Below are 20,232 nucleotides of genomic sequence, written 5' to 3' on the forward strand. Positions count from 1 at the left end.
AACAACATGCAGAAGAAACAACTGGCGCGCGCGGCTCTTATGGTGCTTGCCGCAGCGGCATTGCTGGGTGCCGGCTATGTCGCCGGTACGCGTCGTTCAACGATGGGCGGCGAGAGCGCTGTAGCGGCAACACCTTCCAGCGACAGAATCGACCCCAAGACTGGCCGGAAGGTGCTGTACTGGCACGACCCGATGGTGCCGAACCAGCATTTCGACAAGCCGGGCAAGTCGCCTTTCATGAACATGCAATTGGAGCCGGTCTACGCCGATGAAGGTGGCTCGAACGGCATCAAGATTGACCCGGGGTTACAGCAGAACCTGGGGATTCGATACGCAACCGTACGCCGGCAGGAGACAACGGAAGGATTCGACGCGGTAGGTACTACGCAGTTCGATGAGTCGAAAGCCGATGTCGTCCAGTCGCGAGTGACCGGCTACATTGACCATCTTTACGCCAGCGCCCCAATGCAGCGCGTAACGAAAGGCGCTCCGATTGCGTCCCTGTTCGTTCCAGATTGGCTCGCGCCGCAGGAAGAGTATCTGGCACTGAAACGTGGCGGCATGGACGACGGCACGCTTGCGGCGTCACGTGCGCGTATGCGGGCGATGTCCATTCCCGACGGCGTGATTGCAAGTCTCGACCGCACCGGCAAGGCGCAGACACACGTCACGCTATCCGCACCGGAAACCGGCGTGCTGACCGAACTGAACGTTCGCGACGGCGCGATGGTGTCGCCCGGTCAGACACTTGCGAAAGTCTCCGGGCTCGACAGGCTGTGGCTTGTGGTTGAGGTGCCCGAAGCGCTGGCCCTCCAGGTTCGACCAGGCATGAGCGTGGACGCGGTGTTTGCCGGCGACCCGGCGCAACATTTCACGGGACACATCCGTGAAATCCTGCCGGGCATCAGCGCGAGTAGCCGTACGCTTCAGGCTCGCCTCGAAATCGGTAACGCGGACTTCAGGTTGACGCCGGGGATGTTGATGCGAGCGCGCGTCGGCGCGGCAAAAAAGGTATCGCGGTTGCTGGTTCCGTCGGAAGCCGTCATCACGACGGGTAAGCGGTCGGTGGTCATCGTCAAGAACCCAGACGGCAGGTTACAACCTGTCTCGGTCACCGTTGGCAACGATGCCGGCGACGACACCGAAGTGGCCAACGGCCTGACCGAGGGCCAGCAGGTCGTCGCATCCGGCCAGTTCCTGATTGACTCGGAAGCGAGTCTGAAATCTGTTCTGCCGAAGCTCGAAGCAACCGCACCGACCGCACCGACCGGCGCGAGCGCGTCGCCTCCAGCACCTGGCGCAGCAGCACCGCAGACCTACGACACCACAGGTAAGGTCGAACAGGTAACGGCCGGGGACATCACGTTTTCACATCAACCCGTTCCAGCGCTGGGCTGGGGCGCAATGACCATGTCGTTCGGCAAACCGTCGCCGACGGCGTTTCCGGACGTGAAGCCTGGCCAGACCGTGCATTTTGTTTTCACGCAGTCGGGTGATGGATACCAGTTGACCAAGGTCGAGCCAGTCGGAGGCGCCAAATGATTGCGCGTCTTATCAGGTGGTCTATCCACAACCGCTTCTTGGTGCTGCTCGCGACCGTGCTCATTACGGCGTGGGGCGTCTATTCGGTCACGCAAACGCCGCTCGATGCGCTGCCTGACCTGTCCGATACGCAGGTCATCATCAAAGCGTCATACCCGGGCAAAGCACCGCAGGTCGTCGAGGACCAGGTGACCTATCCGCTGACGACGACGCTGCTGGGTGTGCCCGGTGCGAAAACCATTCGCGCGTATTCATCGTTCGGGGATGCGTTCGTCTACGTGCTGTTCGACGACAAGACCGACCAGTATTGGGCACGCTCGCGCGTGCTCGAATACTTGAATCAGGTACAAAGCCGACTGCCACAGGGGGCGACCGTTTCGCTTGGACCGGATGCAACTGGCGTGGGTTGGGTGTACGAATATGCACTCGTCGACCAAACCGGGCAGCACGACCTCGGGCAGTTGCGCGCGCTTAATGACTGGTTCCTGAAGTTCGAACTGAAGTCCGTGCCTGACGTGTCTGAAGTCGCGAGCATCGGCGGCATGGTGCGCCAGTATCAGGTTGTCCTCGACCCGGACAAGCTTCGTGCGTATGGCATCACGCAGGCGGCGGTGGCCGATGCGCTTGGCAAGGCGAATCAGGAATCTGGCGGGTCGGTCGTCGAGATGGCCGAGTCGGAGTACATGGTCCGTTCGTCCGGCTACCTGCATACGCTCGACGATTTCCGCAACGTCGTATTACGCACGAACGATGCCGGTACGCCGGTTCTGCTCGGTGATGTAGCCCGGATTCAAATCGGACCCGAGATGCGGCGCGGCATCGCTGAGCTGAACGGCCAGGGCGAGGTCGCGGGCGGTGTCATCGTCATGCGCTCCGGCAAGAATGCGCTGACGACCATTGACGCAGTAAAAGCGAAACTGGCGGACCTGAAGCGTTCACTGCCGGCTGGCGTGGAAGTCGTGACAACCTACGACCGCTCGCAGCTCATCGAGCGCGCCGTGGACAACCTCAAGGACAAGCTCATCGAGGAGTTCATCATCGTTGGGCTCGTCTGCGCGGTGTTCCTGTTCCATCTGCGCAGCGCGTTCGTGGCGATTCTGTCACTGCCGCTAGGCGTGCTGGCCGCCTTCATTGTCATGCGCTATCAAGGTGTGAACGCGAACCTGATGTCCTTGGGCGGCATCGCGATTGCCATCGGCGCGATGATTGACGCGGCCATCGTGATGATTGAGAACGCTCACAAACATCTTGAAGCGTACGACCATGAGCATCCGGGCGAACAAATCACGACGGCACAGCGCTGGGAACTCATCGCGACATCTGCTGCGGAGGTGGGACCGGCGCTGTTCTTCTCGCTTCTCATCATCACGCTGTCGTTTATCCCGGTGTTCTCGCTCGAGGGGCAGGAGGGGAAGCTGTTCTCTCCGTTGGCCTTCACCAAGACCTACACCATTGCCGCTGCTGCCGGGTTGTCGGTGACGCTGGTGCCCGTGCTGATGGGCTATCTGATTCGAGGTCGTATTCCTCATGAAAACTCGAACCCCATCAATCGCGTGCTGATTCGACTGTATCGACCGTTGCTGGAAGCGACGCTGCGGCGGCCGTGGGTTGCCATTGGGCTGGCGGTGGTAGCACTCGCCGCGTCGGTGATTCCGCTGTCCCAGCTCGGCGGCGAATTCATGCCACCGCTCGATGAAGGCGACCTGCTGTATATGCCGACAGCGCTTCCGGGAATTTCGGCCGAGAAAGCAAGTGAACTGCTGCAGCAGACCGACCGGCTCATCAAGACGGTTCCGGAGGTACAGACTGTCTTCGGCAAATCTGGCCGGGCCGACACCGCGACAGACCCGGCACCGCTCGAAATGTTCGAGACCACAATCCAGTTCAAGCCACGCAGCCAGTGGCGACCGGGCATGACGCCCGAGAAGCTGGTCGACGAACTGGACCGGACCGTCAAGGTGCCGGGGCTGTCGAACGTGTGGGTGCCACCCATCCGTAATCGACTGGACATGCTGTCTACCGGCATCAAGACGCCTGTCGGGGTCAAGATTTCGGGCAGCGACCTCTCGCAAATCGACAGAATTGCGGCGCAGGTCGAAACAGCGGTCAAGAATGTGCCGCGCGTCACGTCTGCACTGGCCGAGCGCCTGAACGGCGGCCGGTACATAGACATCGACATCGACCGCCGGGCGGCTGCACGTTACGGGCTTTCCGTCGGCGACATCCACTCTGTCATTGCTTCGGCCGTCGGCGGGGAAAACGTGGGCGAAGTGATTGCTGGCCGCGAGCGGTTTCCCATCAACATTCGCTATCCGCGCGAAATCCGCGATTCGCTCGAGAAGCTGCGACAGTTGCCGGTCGTCACGGACCGTGGCGCGCAAATCCAGCTCGGCGATGTTGCGCACATCACGATTGCCGATGGTCCACCAATGATTCGCAGCGAGAATGCGCGGCTCTCCGGCTACGTCTATGTCGATATCCGCAATACGGACCTGCAGTCGGCGGTCGAGGCAATGCAGCACGCTGTTGCGGAGAACGTGACGCTTCCGCCGGGATATTCGATTGCATGGTCCGGCCAGTTCGAATATCTCGAGCGTGCAGAGGCGAAGCTGCGCACGGTCATTCCCGTGACGCTCGTTGTTATCTTCGTGCTGCTCTTCCTGACCTTCAACTCTGCGGCCGATGCACTGCTGCTGATGTCGACGGTGCCGTTTGCCCTGGTCGGCGGCTTCTGGCTCATCTGGATACTGGGGCACGCGGTATCTGTCGCAACTGCAGTCGGGTTTATCGCACTCGCGGGTGTCGCGGCCGAGTTCGGTGTCGTGATGCTGCTCTACCTGAAGGGTGCGCTCAATCGCCGGCTGGAGGATGGTGAACCGCTAACCGAGGCGCTTCTGTTCGATGCGATTCGTGAAGGCGCTGTGTTGCGCGTGCGGCCGAAAGCGATGACGGTTGCTGTCGTGCTGGCTGGTCTCATCCCCATCATGGTCGGACACGGCGCAGGTTCGGAAGTCATGCAGCGCATCGCCGCACCGATGGTGGGCGGCATGGTCACTGCGCCAATCCTTTCGATGTTCGTTATCCCCGCAGCCTGGTTCCTGTTGCAGCGCCGCCGTGCGCGCAAGAAGGCAGGTGCAGGGCTCCCCCACGCAGTACCTTCGGGCATGAAAGAGCCATCTACTCAAACTGGAGAAGTTCAATGAAGAAGTTGATTGTTGCATCTGTTGCTCTTGCAGCCATCGTTGCTGCGCCCGCGTTCGCTGGTGATGACATGGCCGGCATGAACATGCCCAAGCCGTCGGCTTCGAAGATGTCATCGAACACCGCGTTCACCGATGCAGAGGTAAAAAAAGCGGATGCTGAGACCGGCATGGTCACGCTGAAGCACGGCGCGTTGGAAAACGTCGGGATGCCGCCGATGACGATGGCGTTCAAGGCGAAGGACGCCGCGATGGTCAAGCAGGTTCACGAGGGCGACAAGGTCAAGGTCCGCGTCGAAAACGTTAACGGCACCCTCACCATCGTGAAACTGGAAAAGCAGTCATGATGGGGCGCTGACACAGCACTCGCAGGCTCGCCGCGTGACGGCGGGCTGCAGTCGCACGTCTGCGCTCACATCTTGTGAGTAGAGGCACTGCAATGCGAATGACATCATCCGACTTACGGCAGCGAATTTGCCGTCAGACAGACGCAGCGAAGCGCGCGTTGCGCATCGCTCTTGGCTTGCTATTCGTTTTCATGTCTCTGACCGCTTACGCGGTGAGCGAATCCGACCTGCTACCCGTCAACGAAGCCTTCCCATTGACGGTTAGCGTCAGCGGTCCACAACAGGTAACGCTCGACTTCGGCACGAAGCCTGGCTACTACCTGTACCAGGACCGCTTCAGCTTCGCGGTGGATGGTGTCCCCGTTAAGGCGGACCAGATGCCGCCCGCAGAACGAAAAACGACCCGACATTCGGCATGGTCCGGGTCTATCACCGGCCTGTGCAGATTCGCATTCCCTTGCCCCATGCCATCGCAGCGAGCGCCGTGCTCTCCGTCACGTCGCAGGGGTGTGCGGACCTGGGAGTCTGCTACCCACCGCTAACCCGAAGCTACCGTATAGCTGTCGTGTACGAGGCGCCGCCCCGAGTGGTCTACGCGCCGGCTCCGGTCTATGGCTACGGATACCGCTATGAAGGCGACTACGGCGACGAGCGCCGATGGCATGACCACGGCCGGCACCGTGGATGGGAGCACCATCGTCACGAAGATGACGACTGATTCTTCACTGCTGGCTCGTAGCGTAGCCGCCAAGTCGTGTCCCGCCGTCGCGTGTCATTGTCCGGGTCGCCAGCGCGAACAGCGTTGCGATACAGAATCTCGCCTCGGCATAAAACGTCGCACTCGCTCCGAACTGGTCCCAGAGCTCACCGGCCACGACGCTCGCGACAAGCATCGCCAGCCCGCTCATGAAATTGAAAAGCCGAACGGCCGAACGTCTTGGCGCTTGCACCGGGGCTAGTCACCAGGAACATCGTCAGAACGGACCTAGGATGATTTTCTGAGTTGCCGCTCGCGCCGGTACACATAGAGCGCCGGCAGCAGGTTCGTGCTCAGCAGCCCACTCCAGACCAGTCCGCCCAGCGTAACGATGGCCAAGCCTTGCTCGGGAGCGGCGCCTTTGCCGAAGCCGAGCGCGGTTGGAAGCAGACCTAATGACGCGGTCAGCACCGTCAGGAGAATTGGCCGAAAGCGCACCTCGACTGCGTCTCGTACTGCATCGAGTACGGACTGTCCCTGCGCTTCATTGCGTCTCACCAGTTGCAGCAGCACGATGCCGTGGTTGAGGCTCACTCCTATCAGCGTGAGAAACGCAATCAACCCGATGGCGTTAAGTCCGATGCCACTCACGACCAGCGCGATTGCACCGCCGGAGAATGCCAACGGCATTTGCAATAGTAGTAGTCCCGGCACCAGCAGACCGTCGAATTGCAGCGTCAGGATGCCAAGCATCAGTGCCAGCGCGATTGCCGCTGCAATGGCGACATTGATTGCCGCATGCTCCAGTTGCGGATACAAACCACCGAACTTCACATCGTACCCTGCCGGCATGTGAAGCGTTTCCAGGGCTTTTTTCGAGGCGGAGATGACCTGCCCGAGGGGCGCGGTCGGTGTGGCCAGTATCTCAATCGCACGAAGACCGTTCAGATGCCGGATAACATTCGGCCCCGTCGTCATGCGGACGTCGGCCACGTCCCGCAAAGCGGTCCAGCCATTGGCCATGATTGGGATTTGCTTCAGTTGCTCAATGGAGAACTGCGTGGGGTCCGCCAGTCGAACGAACACGTCCAGGTGGCTGTTACCCTCCGGAACCGTTGCGACTATCTGTCCTGCCAGCAGGATGTGCAGTTGTGAGAAGAGTTGCGCCGGTGTGATGCCGTGGAGGGCAAGACCGGCCGGGTCAGGCGTGAGTTGCAGTTCGGTGATGGGGAAACCGTCGTTGTTGAAGACATCGGACAGGTTGGGTACTCCCGCGAGCCGGCTTGTCACTTCAGACGAGAGCGACTGCAGGGTTGTGATGGAATCGCCGTACACATCAATCACGAACGGCTGGGGCAATCCGGAAAGTGTCTCACCCACCCGTTCCAGGGTCGGCGTTCCAATCGCTGTCTGTACGGCTGGGAGCTTCGATGCGGCGAGAACCTCCTGACCGATTTTGTCGAGACTGCTTGCATTCACGTTCGGCTTCAGCGCGATTTGAATCTCCCCTGCGTAAGCGGGCTCGGTGTAGGACGTCCCGGATGCCGAACCCACGCGTGTGAAAACGTGTGCGACCGGGTCCAGCCCCATCAGTCGCTGACTTATACGGTCGGCCACATCCTGCGTGTCGTGCAACGAGGTGCCGGGAGGCAGTGTGAAGCTTTCAAGCAGCACTTCCTCGTTAGGCAGCGGCAGGAAGTCGACAGGAACGAGTGCGAGCCCCGCCACGGAGAGCACAAAGATGACGACGCACGTCCACAGGGACAACCGTGGACGGCGCAGGGTGAAATCCAGCAACCGGAAGTTATGACGCTTGAGCCAGGCTACCGCTCGTGAGCCTGATGTCGCTCGCTTTTCTACGTGCGGTCCGATGGCGCCCAGTACCAGCGGAATCAGACTCAGCGAGATGACGAGTGAGGCGATAAGGCTCACGGTCATCGCCAGCGAGAATGGCACAAAGAAAAGTCCAGCGAGGCCTCCCACGAACGCGAGCGGCAGAAACACCGAAACGGTCGTCAGCGTGCCGGAGATATCGGGACCCGCGATGTCTCGCAGGCCGTGTACAACACCTTGCCACCGGCCATCGCCTCGCTCCCAGCGGTGGTAAATGCTCTCAAGGACAATGATGGCATCGTCTGCCAGCAAGCCAACCGCCACCGAAAGCGCACCGAACGTCAGCAGATTCAGTGTCTGCCCCATCAGATACAGTCCTGCAATACCCAGGAGGAGCGAGAGCGGAATGCTCAAGGCGAGCGCCCATATTCCGCGACTCGCGCCGAGCATCCAGAACAGGACGGCGACGGCCAGCGCTGCGCCAATGGCGAGGTTGCGGCTCAAGTCCTGCGCGACCACACCGACGATGTGCCCCTGGCTGTAGATGCGCACAAAGCGGGCGCCGCGTGGTAGCTGGGGTTCGAGCTCGCGTAGCGTCCTGTCCACCGCGTCGACCACCGGAACGGTCGAGGCACCCGGTTGCTTGAACACAATCAGCGCGATGGTGGGCCGGTTGTCGAGTTTGACCTCGTGGTGCGACGGCAGGGCCGAGCGGATGACGTCAGCCATTGCCCCGAGTGGCACGCCCCCGTTGGGCGTCTGTACGGACACCCCGGCATAGGCGGACGGCTCCGTCGGCAGATTTCTCCCTTCGATGAAAACGTCCTGGTGGCCGACTTCGACATACCCGCTTGGTACCATCGCAGTCGTCGTTTCCAGTGACGACGCAAGCGCCGACGCGGAAACGTTGAACCGTTGCAACTTCCCGAGTTCAGGCCGCACCCATATTGCATCCGCGCCTGGCCCGGCGACGGACACGCGCTGTACGCCGGCGACCGCCCGGACACGGGGTGCGAAGTTCGATTCGACGAGCCGCTGCACCTGTGATGCATCGACACTGTCCGGAATCTGTATTGCGTAGTCCGCGACCTCGTTGATTGCGTTGCCAGAGATTTCGGTGGTCAGGGTCGTCCCTTTGGGGAGCGTGCCATTGACGCGGCCCACCACGCCGTCGACGTCCTGCAGTGCGCTTGCGGGCGTTGTTCCTTCTGAGAAACGCGCCTCAATCTTGACCGACCCCTGGCTCACGACGGTCCGCACGTCGCTCAAGGACTGAAGCGACGTGAGTTCAGCCTCGACCGGCCGCGCAATCAACCCTTCAAGGTCGAGCGTGGTCGCGCCAGGCAACTGGGCGACGATGCTAACCTGCGGCATGTTGAATTGCGGCAGGACTTCCGAATGGATGTTGACGAGCGCATGTATGCCGTAGGCAATTAACGCGCCGTACAACATGACCCATAGCAAAGGCCGCTTGACGAGGTCGTTTAGCATGTTTTTGTAGAAGGGCGTCAATCGGCCTGCTGATATCGCGTAGAGAAATCCTGGTGAAAGAACAGATACGCATCCTGCGTCACCACCAACTCGCCAGATGAAAGCCCGCCCCTGATGGAGGTCCAGCCGCCATATGCCAGTCCAGGCGCAACATGGCGACGGTGATTTCCCGCCTTGTCGTGAACCAGTACCCACCATTCACCGCCATCGAGTACTAGCGCCGTCGATGGAACGGCCAGGTGTTTCTCGTCTGGCGCGGACAGGGATATCGTGCCGACCGAGCCGGGCTCCAGGCTGCTGCCCTCGACGGGGCTCAGCCAGACCTCCAGTTGCCCTGGCGTCGCAACGCTCCATGACGTACGTTTGACGACAACGTAGATGGGCGCATCGCCGCGCTCCGACAGGAACGCTCCCTTCATGCCGACCGCAACGAGGGCGGCGTCGCTACCGTATAAATTCGCCACGACATGAAGGTCACGTGACGACGAGACCGTCACAAGCGGCTGTCCGGCACTCACGTACTGGCCGTCGGCCGCGCTGACCGTTGTCACCACACCGGGTTCTGACACGGCGATTGTGGCGAGGCCCGTGTAGCCCTGAGCGGTCGACTGCGCGGCCACCAGTTGTTGACGCGCTGCGTCCAGCTCGGCGCGAACACGGGCGACAGCATCGCGCGTGCTGAGCTGGTCATCAAATTTCTGCTGTTCAATCGCCGCAGCCTGTGTCGCGGCCGACACGCGTATCCGCGCAGTTCTGAGGTCGGCGGCAAGCCGCGCTTTCTCGGACATGACTGACGGCCCGGTCAGACGCGCAATCGTCTGCCCCGCTCGAACCGTTTCACCTGGCGTGACTCGCAAGCCCGTGACGATGCCGGCCGTTGGCGCGGACAGCACCGCATTGGACACTGCCTGCACGTGCGCCGGCGCGGAGACTTTCACCACGATGCGCTTCTCTACGGCAGGCAGTGTTACGACGTCCTGGGCGAACGCGCCGGGTGCGGCCGTGTACCATGCGCACGCGATAGCGTAAATGACGAAAAGATGAATCGACTTCATCTCGGACCTATTGGGGAGGTTGGTGGTCAATGGCGCTAACGCCAGTCAGTGTGCACAGCTCGACCTGCTGCAAAAGCGCAGCGTTCTCGAGCTTCGCGGTTGCAATGCGCTGGTTCAGAAGTCGGGATTCGAGGTCCATCAGCGTCGGAAGCGTCACGTCACCCCGAGCCTGAGCGATACCCGCCTGCTTCGCCGTTTGGTCCAGCGTCAATTCCATTGACCTGGCGTTGCGGAGCTGGTGACTGAGCAGGTCAAGGTTTGAAACGATGTTGTGGACGGCGACATGCGCGTCTTTGAGCCGTTGCGTGTACTCCTCGTACAGGCTCTCGCGTGTGGTCTTTTCGACCGCGATATTTCCCCGGTTGCCGTTGAACAGCGGCAACGTCACAGTGACGGCGATGCCCGACGTGTAGATGGCGGACGTATCGCGCCCTCGTGTGAGGCCGATATCGAGCCGGGGAAATTGCCCGAGTAGTGCGGCGCGATAGCGCTCGTCCTGCTCTGAATAGCCTGCGCGCAATGCGAGCAGGTCTGGACGACGCTGGCCGAGAATGGCAAGCGCGTCGTGCACCGCGTCGGACGGGACGTCATAGGCTTCGGGAGGCGTTGCAAGCGTGAGGTGCGTGCCTGGCTGCAGGTCAAGCATTGCGTCGAGCTCCTGTTGCGCTTTGAGATGGTCTTGCTCAAGTGTGTCCAGCCGCTGCAAGCTGTCGCGATACGCGGTTTCTGTTTGCACCGCGGTATCGCGAGTCACGTCGCCCCGTGCAAGCGCCCGCCGCATGTGGTCGTCGGCAACCTGGTGATGGACTGTCAGTTGTGCGACCTCCGCTTTAACGCGGGCAAGGCTCACGTTGGTGACGTACAGCGCGTACGCATGGTTGGCGACCTGCCATTTCGTCCACTGCAGCGCGAACTGTTGTTTTTCCAGGGCTGCGGTCGCACCTCGCTGCTTTGCAGGGTGGTCAATGAGCGCGGACACTTCATAGCTGAGCCCAACCATGAACGCCGGGACAAATCCGGCTGCGCCAGGCCGGTCGGTGCTGAAGCTGAGCTGAGGGTCCGGGAGTAATCCATCCGCGTACTTGCGCGCCTCTGCGATGCCCAGTTCACGTTCGGCGCGGCGGACGTCGGGGCTGTGCGTGAGCGCGCGTTCGACCACCTGGTCGACGGTCAGCGGGGTGGTGGTGGCGATGTCATCGGGCCATGCCGGTGCCGCCTGAAGGGGCTTGGGGACGTACGACGCGCAGCCACACAGCGTCGCGAGCAGTGCCATAAGCGATGCTACAGACGGCACCCGCGCGAGCGCGCATCGCCCCGGTTGTCGTTGATGACTGGTTGCGTGAATTCCGCTTTGCGACCTAGTATCGTAGGCGCGACTGGGCACGATGGCTATCCGGCGTAAGAGACGCTTCGCATGCTATTGGGCAGGACTTAGTTTTGACTTAGTAGCACGGCACCTGTAACTCCTTGAGACCGATGAGAATTCTCCTGGTTGAAGACGACGAGATGATTGGCGACGCAATCGTCCGGGCATTAAGAGATGCGGCGTATGCAGCAGACTGGGTGCGCGATGGCGATGCGGCGGCCGGGGCGCTGCTGGGTCGGGAGCACGACGTCGTGCTGCTGGACCTCAACCTGCCGCATCGCGATGGCATCGACGTGCTCCGGTCGCTGCGCAGCGGGGGCAGCAAAGTACCGGTGATTGTTCTTACGGCGCGCGACGGCCTTGACGACAGAATCACCGGACTGGACGCCGGCGCTGACGACTACCTCGTGAAGCCGTTTGAAATTGGTGAACTGCTTGCGCGCCTTCGGGCAGTCACTCGCCGGCTGGCCGACCATGGCGACACGCGAATGACGAGCGGAAAACTCACGGTTGATGCCGCGACGCACATTGCCGTCTACGACGGAACGGAGTGCCGCCTGACGAGTCGCGAGTTCGCTCTTTTGAGCGCGCTGTTGATGCGCCCCGGGACGGTGCTCTCACGAGCCCAGCTGGAACGAAAGCTTTACGCGTGGGAGCATCCGGTGGAGGGCAACGCGGTGGAGGTGCTGATTCACGGCATTCGCAAGAAGCTGGGAGCGTCGGTGATTCGTAACATACGAGGTGTGGGATGGCTGGTGGACAAGGAAAACGGTCACGCTCTCTGACACTGCAGCTTTCGGCGTGGATTGGTGTTGTGATGGCGGTGGTGGGCATGCTCGCATGCGGGTTTTCCTTTGCGTTCGCCTACCAGGAAGCGCGAGCCTTGCAGGATGGCCAGCTGAACGAAATTGCTGCCCTGATTGACAGTCATGCGCTGGCGCTCACGGGAGCGCAGTCTTCGGTCGAGAGTTCCCAGGACTCAGATGTCAAAGTCGTCATCGACAGACTAAGCGAGACATCGGCAAACATGTCGCTGGCACCGGGACTTACGATTCCTCGTGCGATGGCCGACGGATTTCACGACCTGGACGGCAGCGGACAGAGCTGGCGCGTCAACATCCGTACGCTGAGAAGTGGTGAGCGCATCGCGGTCGCTGAGCCTTCCGCTTTGCGTGACGAGATTGCGAGGGACGGTGCGATGAGGACGCTCGTGCCCGTGCTTCTCTTGATGCCGGTTCTGTTTGCAGTTGTCGTCGTGATTGTCAGAACGAAGCTGGCGCCACTCTCACGCCTGGCGATAGTCGTGGACCTGCAAACGGATGCGTCGCTCGAGCTGTTGCCGGAAGAAGGCATTGCCGCCGAAGTACTTCCGTTTATCCGGTCGATTAACAGGCTCATTGGCCGACTCAAAGATGCCATCAGTCATCAGCGCCGCTTTGTCGCGAGCGCGGCGCATGAGTTGCGGTCACCACTGGCGGCGCTGTCGTTGCAAGCGGGCAACTTGGGGGCAACCATCACGTCGCCCGATGCTCGCGAGCGACTCTCGGCTTTCCAGTCTGGATTGCGACGTACTCACCGGCTGGTGGAGCAACTGCTGGCTCTCGCGAGGTCCGAGCAGGCAGCACTTGAGCAGCCGGCCGCGTGGTCGCTGAGAACGGCGGTGACTGAGGTCATCAACGACAGCATTGGACTTGCCCGGGCGAAGGACATCGACCTCGGGATTGAACGGGTCGACGACATCAATGTTATGGTCGACGCATCGTCCCTCGCGATGGTTCTGAGGAACCTGGTCGACAATGCAGTGCGATATACACCCGATGGCGGCAAGGTTGACGTCTCGGCTTTTCAGAAAGCGGATGAGCTGATATTCGAGGTTTCCGACACGGGACCCGGCATACCGGATAACGAACTTGACCGAGTGCTGGAGCCGTTCTACCGGCTGAATCACTCTTCAGCGTCCGGAAGTGGTCTGGGCCTGTCCATTGTGTCCGAAATCGCCCGGCGAACAGGTGGTCGCCTGGTGCTCAAGAACATCGAGGGCGGGTTCCGAGTGCGATTTTTTCAGCGAGTCGTTGAACAGCGACAACTGCGCAGTTAAAGTCGTCTCACCCGCAAGGGCAGCAGTGACCAGATGACGATGTCAGGACGTCGATGCGTGCAACGGCGGTGTTCTGGATTTTAGATTGCGTGCCGGCTAAAGCCGTTCGCTAGATATGTCTTTACATCTTCTTCAATCAAAGACTTTCTTGACATATAAAGCCATGAATTGGATGGAGCTCTTTTTAGGCGGGAGACCTTTGCAGGAGCGTGGGGCTGTAGTTGCAGTCGCCCAACGGGAAGCAGGTCCAATACAGAAGGCCTTCTGCAAAAGGAGCCATCAGGAGGTCGTGTAGTAAATCCAGGCTAAAATCAACTATCCGTGACTGTCTATCCAGGCCAGTGCCCACGCGAGCCCCGCCTGTTCTGCTTCCGCTTCGGCATTGAATAAGCCAAGCACTCCAGATGCTTCAACGAGCTTGTTGTTTCTGGTAATAGTGCCGCTAGCAGCAAACCGTTCCGGCGCGAGGATGGCTTCCTGCTGAAGGATAGCGTGGCCCCACACGTTGTATCCGCGGTAGGTTTCCGATTCCACTATCGCGTAACCTGAACGGGCGCATGACGAGAGTCCACGCGGAGCACGTTGCCCTCGGGTGTGATTTGTCGCGGGATGTCCGATACATCAGGCGCTTTGGCTCGCGAGGATTGCGGTGCCGAATGTAATTTCACAGGAAGCTTCGCCACGGATGCAATAGGGGGCAGCCGGCGGGATTTCACAGCGAGCCGCGCCCGTTGCCTAGGCTTCCATTGCCCATGCGCGGCTTTCCCATACGCTTGTCCGCGTGCCTCCGGCGGGTTCCAGGTTTCCGTATAGTGCGCTGCTGCCGACACTGTTGACGCGACCACCAGCAGGATTGCGCCTGCACCCACAAATCGAAACATGTTTTCTCCTGCTGCCGCCTATTCTGCTTGCCGGTATCTCATGCACCGCACGATTTGTCGAGCCGACGCATAAACCGTCGCTTCCTGCTCAGTAGTCCCGGTCACTCCCGCACTGTCAACGGCGCCAGTTGTTCCTCCGGGCCGACGTGGCGAGGCCACTGAGTGGCCATTGTCTCACGCAAAGAACGCCGCAGAGGCCGCCTTGCTTCGGCGTATCGCCGGGTTCATTTTCCTGCTCGCCACCCGCTGATTTCCTCTGCAACGCAAACGCCGCGATTTTCGCCATAGGGGGGCGAAGGCCTACGCACACGTATGTGCAACCGTTCGTAGCGGCCACGGGCTTTTCGTTGGTGCGCGCCAACTGTTGCAACAGTGTCCTCGACAATCCCCGGCTCCTTTAGCTTCGTAGCACTGATGGCGAAGTCGGCAACTCGTCGCGCTCTGGCTGCAACGAGGGGAAGTGTCGTTCCAGCAACGCTGTCACTCTGCGAATCCCTCTCACAGCGCCGGACTCGTATTGACCGCGTCTGAACTCGGCCTCCATCTCACGGCAGATGACTTCCCACTCGTCTGCACCGACTCGCGCATGAATGCCTCGGTCCGCCACAATCTCAACATCCCGGTCGGCGAGCAGCAGATATATGAAGACGCCGTTGTTGTACTCGGTGTCCCAGACCCGAAGCTCAGAGAACACCTCAATCGCTCGTTCTCGCGCGGATTCTCCTCTGAGCAGAGCACCGCTGTGCAGTGCGCCTTCGACGGCAAACTCAACCTGGCCGATATGTGCCTGATGACTCTCCCGAACAGCTTTTTCAATTGCGTTCAGTGACCGTCCTGGAAACGCGGACGCTACCCGCCAGCGAGTCATGAACAAATGTCTGATGATTCGGGACAGGTTCCTGATTACCACCTGCCTGAGGCACCGCCGCCGCCAAAGCCGCCGCATCCCCCGGGAAAGGTGTCTCGACTGGAACCGCCACCGAGGCCGCCGCGCCCTCCGCCGATGTATCGCCCACCGACGTATGCGCCGAGACCGCTGACCAAGTCAAGAAACGCCGGTTAACATTTAACAGTCTCACCTGTAGGATACTGTACATCCATACAGGTATTTTAAGCAATGACCACCGCGGCGGCGTCCCCTGAAGCGATACATCCGTCCCTGTGGCGGGCGTCTCAGCTCGCACATGGGCGAGGTCGGGTAATCGAGACTGGCTACCCGGCCTTGTCGGCAGAACTGCCGGGCGGTGGGTGGCCGGTGGGCGCATTGGTGGACCTGCTGGTGCAGCACCCTGGCGTCGGTGAACTTAGGCTGCTGCGTCCAGCGCTCAGCGGGACAGATAGCCGGCCAATCGCGTTCGTTCAACCGCCGCATACACCCGACGGGCTTGGACTCAGCTACATCGGCCTGTCGCTGGACCGGATGCTTCGAGTCAAGGCACCGAAGACAGCGGACGCGCTTTGGTCGGTAGAACAGATACTGCGGGCAGGAAGTTGCGGGGCGCTCGTTTTCTGGACCCAGTACGCGCAGTCTTCATCGCTTCGACGCCTGCACCTTGCTGCGCAGTCATCGGAAACTCTCTTCGTGATGGTCCGGCCGCTCGCCGCAGCACAGGACGCGTCGCCAGCACTATTGCGGCTGGCGCTCAAACCGTCTGCCGATGGTCTGACCGTCGACATTGTGAAACGACGAGGACCCTCATGCGCGGAGCCCTTGGCGGTTGCCCTTCAACCTACGCCCGTTTTGCTGTCGCGGCATGCGCGTCTCTCGCGCGGGTCGCCTGCCGAAGTTGCGACTGGAAGTCGGCGGAAGGAAGTGCTTGCCTGAGCTCAATACGGTAGTGTCGTGCACGAACGTTGCGTTGGAGGGCCGCGGCCCAGTAAGTGCTTATCATGCTCGCAAAGAACGGAGGCAGTTATGTGCTACTCGGCTCAAGTCGTCGCAGACTATAGGAAATTTGTGCGCACGTTTGGCGCCATCATGGACATCCACGAGTTCGCGCGTCTGTTCTTTGAGCGAGCGGAGGGCATTAGCAAATCCAAGATACCCAAAGCCATGGAAGACGCGTTTGCTGAACCGCAGGATGACGCAGAGCGTGAAATCAATGCTCTCATCGCCAGATACGCTTCGGCGCAGGCTACCAAATTCGAGCAGGAGCTGTTCAAACAACGGAAGCGTCTAGCCGACGCCGAACGCACGTTGCAGACGAAGCTCACTAAGGCTGCAACGGAAAGCCAGCGAATCGCGACCGACAAGATTGCCTGGGCGAAGGGCAAGCTAGAGGACCTGCAGCGAACCGAGCCACAACCGCGCGACGCGCGCATCTTTCCGGGCAACTATGCGCCCGTGATGGTGATGGAGAACGGGCAACGATTCGTCAAGCCCATGCGCTATCAGTGCCGCATTGCTGGAAAGCCCGCGTCTTACGACATCAAGTTTCCCGGCACTTACAACGCGCGCCGGGATAGCCTCGAAGGTTTCTGGGCACCTTGCTTTGGGCATACCCATGCGGTCCTTCTCGTTGAAGTGTTTTACGAGAATGTGAGCAAGGCGAAATTCGAAAATACACTACTTGAGACGCACGAGCGCGATGAGAACGTCGTCCTCGAGTTCCGTCCGAGCAACGGCGAGCTGATGCACGTTGCCTGTCTGTGGTCACGGTGGAGCGCGCCGGGCCAGCCGGACCTACTGTCGTTTGCGGCCATTACGGATGAACCTCCTCCAGAGGTGGCCGCAGCGGGGCACGACCGGTGCATCATTCCTATCAAGCCCGAAAACATAGATGCATGGCTTAATCCCGACCCGAAGAACCTGGAGGCCATGTACGCAATACTTGATGACCGAGACAGGCCGTATTACGAGCACAGGTTGGCGGCGTAGCGATGCGTACTCGCTCATACCTTCTTCTGGTTTGATGACAGCGGTTTTTAGTAACATTGCGAGGACGATTGAGTAACGCAATGAATCAGGATTCGGTACGCAGGCACCACATGGATATTTTTTACTATTGGCAGAAGCTGGAGCAAAACCTCAAGAACGGTGAGGTCGGCTATTTCGGCTCCAACAACACGAAAATCCTCGAACTCTCAGAGCGGTTGCCCAAGCGCATCTGGGTGTTCAAAACCCCAAGAGGGATGAAGGGGTCTATCCAGTTGGTCGGCTCGCTGCTTGTCAGCGATGAGCCTTGCGTCGCTATAAAGACCGACTACCCTCATGTCATCTATTACGACCCGTTCTCGCCGGATTCCGTGATGTTCACGGACTCCGATACTCCGCAGCGTATCGAGGCGGTCTCTGCCTACTTCCAGTATCGATTCCACGTCGCGTTTAGTGCCAATTTCAACGGCGATGCCGGGGTCCAAGCTATGGAATCGAATGTAGTTCGCGGGTTCGACGTCCTCGTTGCTGACTGGGGAAGATGCCAAATGCTGGAGCGCGTCAGAGACCGCAAGAACGTCCAGCCCATCAATCCATTCGCGCATCAGTCAACCTGACGTCACTGGACGGTTCCTGTTTCGGTGTATAACCAATGAGCCGAATCTATCTGCGGGAGTTGCGGTCAACCACTGATTTTGGCCCACCCGAGGACTGCCACACCGCGAAGTTCGCTGGGGTTTTGCGCGGCTACCCCGAGCATAAGGGTGAATTGAAAGGCACATCCGGTTTGAGCCGGTGTCATGGGCAGCAGCGTGCTAATGGGCCGACGTTGCTGTAGCCTTAGAGGCTCGGCAAAAACGGTCGTGCAGCCATCTTGCTTTTCGTCCATCCAATTCAACATATTGCCCGTTTACCGCGCTACCAGATAACTGAACGTGAATCGCAAAATTCGCTCTCGAAAACACAGCCGCCCAGCTATGTCACCTTTACTGCGCGCGCTGACTTACAGCCACGCTTCACTTGAGTCCGTGACGCAGGCGATGCTTCTGCGGTGCTACATTGCACTCGATGCTTTCCGACGGGGCCACGGCTCACGCAACCTGTTTTTAGCGCTTGGTCGAACCCTTCTGATTGCGGAAGAACTCGAACGGCTCGGTCATCAGGCAGGCGCGCTGAGCGAGATTGAATCGGCACAAGCCGCACTTGTGCATATCAATGCCGAAGAGCGCGCAAGCGCTGGGTGGCGTGTCTGCGATGCAGATTACTTGCCTTTATCCACCGCTCTTGCTGTATTCAGTGAGCAACTCAGCGCTGCTTCCCTCAACGATATCGCAGAAGCTCAGGCCCGGATGCTCGAGGGTCTCCTTGGTTCGGAGCGGGCGACGCGACAGGTTAAAGAGCTGGCCTGAAGGCTTTTCCTCGTTAGGCTTGCCGCCGTCGAATGACGTCGAACCGTAGTGAGGCTTTCGGCCCGGACGAGAAGTGTCGTGCGTCATACTCACGCGCGAGCTGGTCCTTCGGAAGGAAATGGGGGGGCGCTGAACCGGAAACCGCTTCATTCACGAAACGGTGCGCTTTCCAATTGCAACGCCGACGTCGTGCGCCGCAAATAAAAGCGCCCCCCCGGATTTTGGTCGCGAGGGGGGCTATCACGTCAGAAGACTTTCGCTTACAGCGCGGCGTCCTTCAGCTTTTTCAGCGGGCGCACCTTAAGGCGCACCGAAGCGGGTTTCGCCGCGAACCATTTGTCTTCACCGGTAAACGGGTCCTTGCCGAAGCGCTTTTTCTTGGCGGGTACGTCTTGCGCGACAACCTTCAGCAGGCCGGGCAGCGTGAACTCTTTCGCGCCCTTCTTGTGAATCGATGCGAGCACCGTTTCTTCAAGCGCCGCCATCAACGCCTTGGCCGCCTTCGGTTCGACGCCTGAGCGCTCGGCAAGATGAATCGTGAGCGAAGACTTCGTGAACGAATCCTTGATGGGCTTCAGCGGCGTCGCAGCGACCACCTTCTTCGTGACAGGGGCCGCAGCCTTCTTCACCGTCGACGTCTTCGCCTTTTTCGCGACCGGGGTCACCGCTTTCTTCGAAGCCGGCTTTGCTGCAGCTTTCGTTGCACTCGTTGTTGCCATAAATTCCTCGTCATTGGTCAAAGGTTGGCCTGAGACCTTTGCCTTTGCATAGTCACCGACAATACGCAAAGGTCCAAGTCCTCAGGCTGGCGCTAGCGTAGCAACCCGAACTTGAATCTGCAACGGGCGAACCCCTAAAACAAGGGGTTTGGCGCCGCGGGAACGCAAAACAACGACCTGTACCCCTCCGGAGAAGGCTGCATTCACGAAGACGGCTTGCGAACGGGTTTGAAGCACATGCAAGAGGAGCAAACCTCTTGCACGAGTCCAGCGTCGGATGAGTGTGACGTTTATGACTTGTTCGTAATCTCGCGTCCATCCGTGCGCCATGGACACCTCTCTATATTTTGCTGTGCCCGCTGTTTCGGCGAGCACAGTTAAGGAGAAGGGGGAAGTGGCCACATGGCGGCTTGTCGTCCTTAGGCTTGGTATTGAGCGTAAGAAAATTTGAAGATTCAGGCCGCAGCAAGCATGCTTTCGATGGTCCGGCTATCGCAACCACTCTCGTTGCTCCCCGCTCCCGCTACGTGTCTTACCCTCAGCATCATTCTGGAGAAATTCGTGCGTAAGTTAATTGCGTTGCTCACTATGGCAGCGAGCCTGGGTGGGTGCGCCGTCGCACCAGGATATGGAAACGCCCAGCCATACGATTCAGTCTACGGCTATCCCTCGTACGGGCCGGGGTACGGGACCTGCGGTATTTGGGGCGAGTGCGGCGC

General features: G+C 60.0%; 15 protein-coding genes and 1 pseudogene. 10 read left to right on the forward strand and 6 right to left on the reverse strand.

Features of this window, described 5'->3' with window-relative positions; genetic code table 11:
* Nucleotides 1-6 precede the first annotated feature (6 nt).
* The 4 genes and pseudogenes from RW095_RS01470 (at nucleotide 7) to RW095_RS41120 (ending at nucleotide 5,807) form a co-directional block, all read left to right on the forward strand.
* A complete protein-coding gene (locus RW095_RS01470) occupies nucleotides 7-1,542 on the forward strand; it encodes an efflux RND transporter periplasmic adaptor subunit (protein ID WP_317016023.1) in 1,536 nt (511 codons plus the stop codon).
* A complete protein-coding gene (locus RW095_RS01475; RefSeq protein WP_317016024.1) occupies nucleotides 1,539-4,745 on the forward strand; it encodes an efflux RND transporter permease subunit in 3,207 nt (1,068 codons plus the stop codon). Before RW095_RS01470 ends, RW095_RS01475 begins: the two co-directional genes overlap by 4 nt.
* Nucleotides 4,742-5,089 carry a copper-binding protein gene (locus RW095_RS01480; RefSeq protein WP_317016026.1) on the forward strand — a complete coding sequence of 116 codons (348 nt, stop codon included), beginning with the start codon at nucleotides 4,742-4,744 and terminating at the stop codon, nucleotides 5,087-5,089. The genes RW095_RS01475 and RW095_RS01480 overlap by 4 nt, the downstream gene beginning before the upstream one ends.
* A 191-nt stretch (nucleotides 5,090-5,280) precedes the next feature.
* Nucleotides 5,281-5,807 (forward strand): annotated as a pseudogene (locus RW095_RS41120) (protein-disulfide reductase DsbD domain-containing protein).
* A 267-nt stretch (nucleotides 5,808-6,074) separates the two neighbouring features.
* Here the strand turns inward: RW095_RS41120 and RW095_RS01500 are convergent.
* Genes RW095_RS01500 through RW095_RS01510 form a run of 3 tightly spaced genes read right to left on the reverse strand, consistent with a single transcriptional unit; the run spans nucleotide 6,075 to nucleotide 11,438 of the window.
* On the reverse strand, nucleotides 6,075-9,110 hold the full coding sequence (locus RW095_RS01500) for an efflux RND transporter permease subunit (RefSeq protein ID WP_317016690.1): 3,036 nt from the start codon (nucleotides 9,108-9,110) through the stop codon (nucleotides 6,075-6,077).
* 17 nt (nucleotides 9,111-9,127) lie between these two features.
* Nucleotides 9,128-10,165, reverse strand: a complete 1,038-nt coding sequence (locus tag RW095_RS01505) for an efflux RND transporter periplasmic adaptor subunit (protein ID WP_317016027.1) — start codon at nucleotides 10,163-10,165, stop codon at nucleotides 9,128-9,130.
* 7 nt (nucleotides 10,166-10,172) lie between these two features.
* Complete coding sequence (locus tag RW095_RS01510) at nucleotides 10,173-11,438, reverse strand: TolC family protein (protein ID WP_317016029.1); 1,266 nt, start codon at nucleotides 11,436-11,438, stop codon at nucleotides 10,173-10,175.
* A gap of 203 nt (nucleotides 11,439-11,641) precedes the next feature.
* Between RW095_RS01510 and RW095_RS01515 the strand changes: the two genes are divergently transcribed.
* Together RW095_RS01515 and RW095_RS01520 are read left to right on the forward strand one after the other, a co-directional pair.
* Nucleotides 11,642-12,316 (forward strand): response regulator transcription factor, encoded by a 675-nt coding sequence (locus RW095_RS01515; protein WP_317016030.1) that lies wholly within the window; start codon nucleotides 11,642-11,644, stop codon nucleotides 12,314-12,316.
* Nucleotides 12,280-13,629, forward strand: coding sequence for an ATP-binding protein (locus RW095_RS01520; protein ID WP_317016032.1), 1,350 nt, complete (start codon nucleotides 12,280-12,282; stop codon nucleotides 13,627-13,629). The genes RW095_RS01515 and RW095_RS01520 overlap by 37 nt, the downstream gene beginning before the upstream one ends.
* Nucleotides 13,630-13,944: 315 nt before the next feature.
* On the opposite strand, the gene RW095_RS01525 is transcribed toward RW095_RS01520, so the two are convergent.
* Together RW095_RS01525 and RW095_RS01530 are read right to left on the reverse strand one after the other, a co-directional pair.
* Nucleotides 13,945-14,163, reverse strand: coding sequence for a hypothetical protein (locus RW095_RS01525; RefSeq protein WP_317016033.1), 219 nt, complete (start codon nucleotides 14,161-14,163; stop codon nucleotides 13,945-13,947).
* A 744-nt stretch (nucleotides 14,164-14,907) separates the two neighbouring features.
* Nucleotides 14,908-15,456, reverse strand: coding sequence for a TPM domain-containing protein (locus tag RW095_RS01530; RefSeq protein WP_317016035.1), 549 nt, complete (start codon nucleotides 15,454-15,456; stop codon nucleotides 14,908-14,910).
* Nucleotides 15,457-15,627: 171 nt separating this feature from the next.
* Here RW095_RS01530 and imuA point away from each other — a divergent pair, with 171 nt between their 5' ends.
* From imuA to RW095_RS01550, 4 genes are all read left to right on the forward strand, one after another.
* Nucleotides 15,628-16,335 carry a translesion DNA synthesis-associated protein ImuA gene (imuA, locus tag RW095_RS01535; RefSeq protein WP_317016036.1) on the forward strand — a complete coding sequence of 236 codons (708 nt, stop codon included), beginning with the start codon at nucleotides 15,628-15,630 and terminating at the stop codon, nucleotides 16,333-16,335.
* A 90-nt stretch (nucleotides 16,336-16,425) separates the two neighbouring features.
* Nucleotides 16,426-17,388, forward strand: a complete 963-nt coding sequence (locus RW095_RS01540) for an SOS response-associated peptidase family protein (protein ID WP_317016038.1) — start codon at nucleotides 16,426-16,428, stop codon at nucleotides 17,386-17,388.
* 80 nt (nucleotides 17,389-17,468) lie between these two features.
* Nucleotides 17,469-18,002, forward strand: a complete 534-nt coding sequence (locus tag RW095_RS01545; RefSeq protein ID WP_317016039.1) for a hypothetical protein — start codon at nucleotides 17,469-17,471, stop codon at nucleotides 18,000-18,002.
* 318 nt (nucleotides 18,003-18,320) lie between these two features.
* The gene (locus RW095_RS01550) at nucleotides 18,321-18,794 is read left to right on the forward strand and encodes a hypothetical protein (protein ID WP_317016041.1); all 474 of its coding nucleotides are present in this window, start codon (nucleotides 18,321-18,323) and stop codon (nucleotides 18,792-18,794) included.
* Between the two features lie 260 nt (nucleotides 18,795-19,054).
* On the opposite strand, the gene RW095_RS01555 is transcribed toward RW095_RS01550, so the two are convergent.
* On the reverse strand, nucleotides 19,055-19,513 hold the full coding sequence (locus RW095_RS01555; RefSeq protein ID WP_317016042.1) for an HU family DNA-binding protein: 459 nt from the start codon (nucleotides 19,511-19,513) through the stop codon (nucleotides 19,055-19,057).
* Nucleotides 19,514-20,232 lie beyond the last annotated feature (719 nt).

It is taken from the genome of Paraburkholderia kirstenboschensis, assembly GCF_032806925.1.
Classification (GTDB): Bacteria; Pseudomonadota; Gammaproteobacteria; order Burkholderiales; family Burkholderiaceae; genus Paraburkholderia; species Paraburkholderia kirstenboschensis.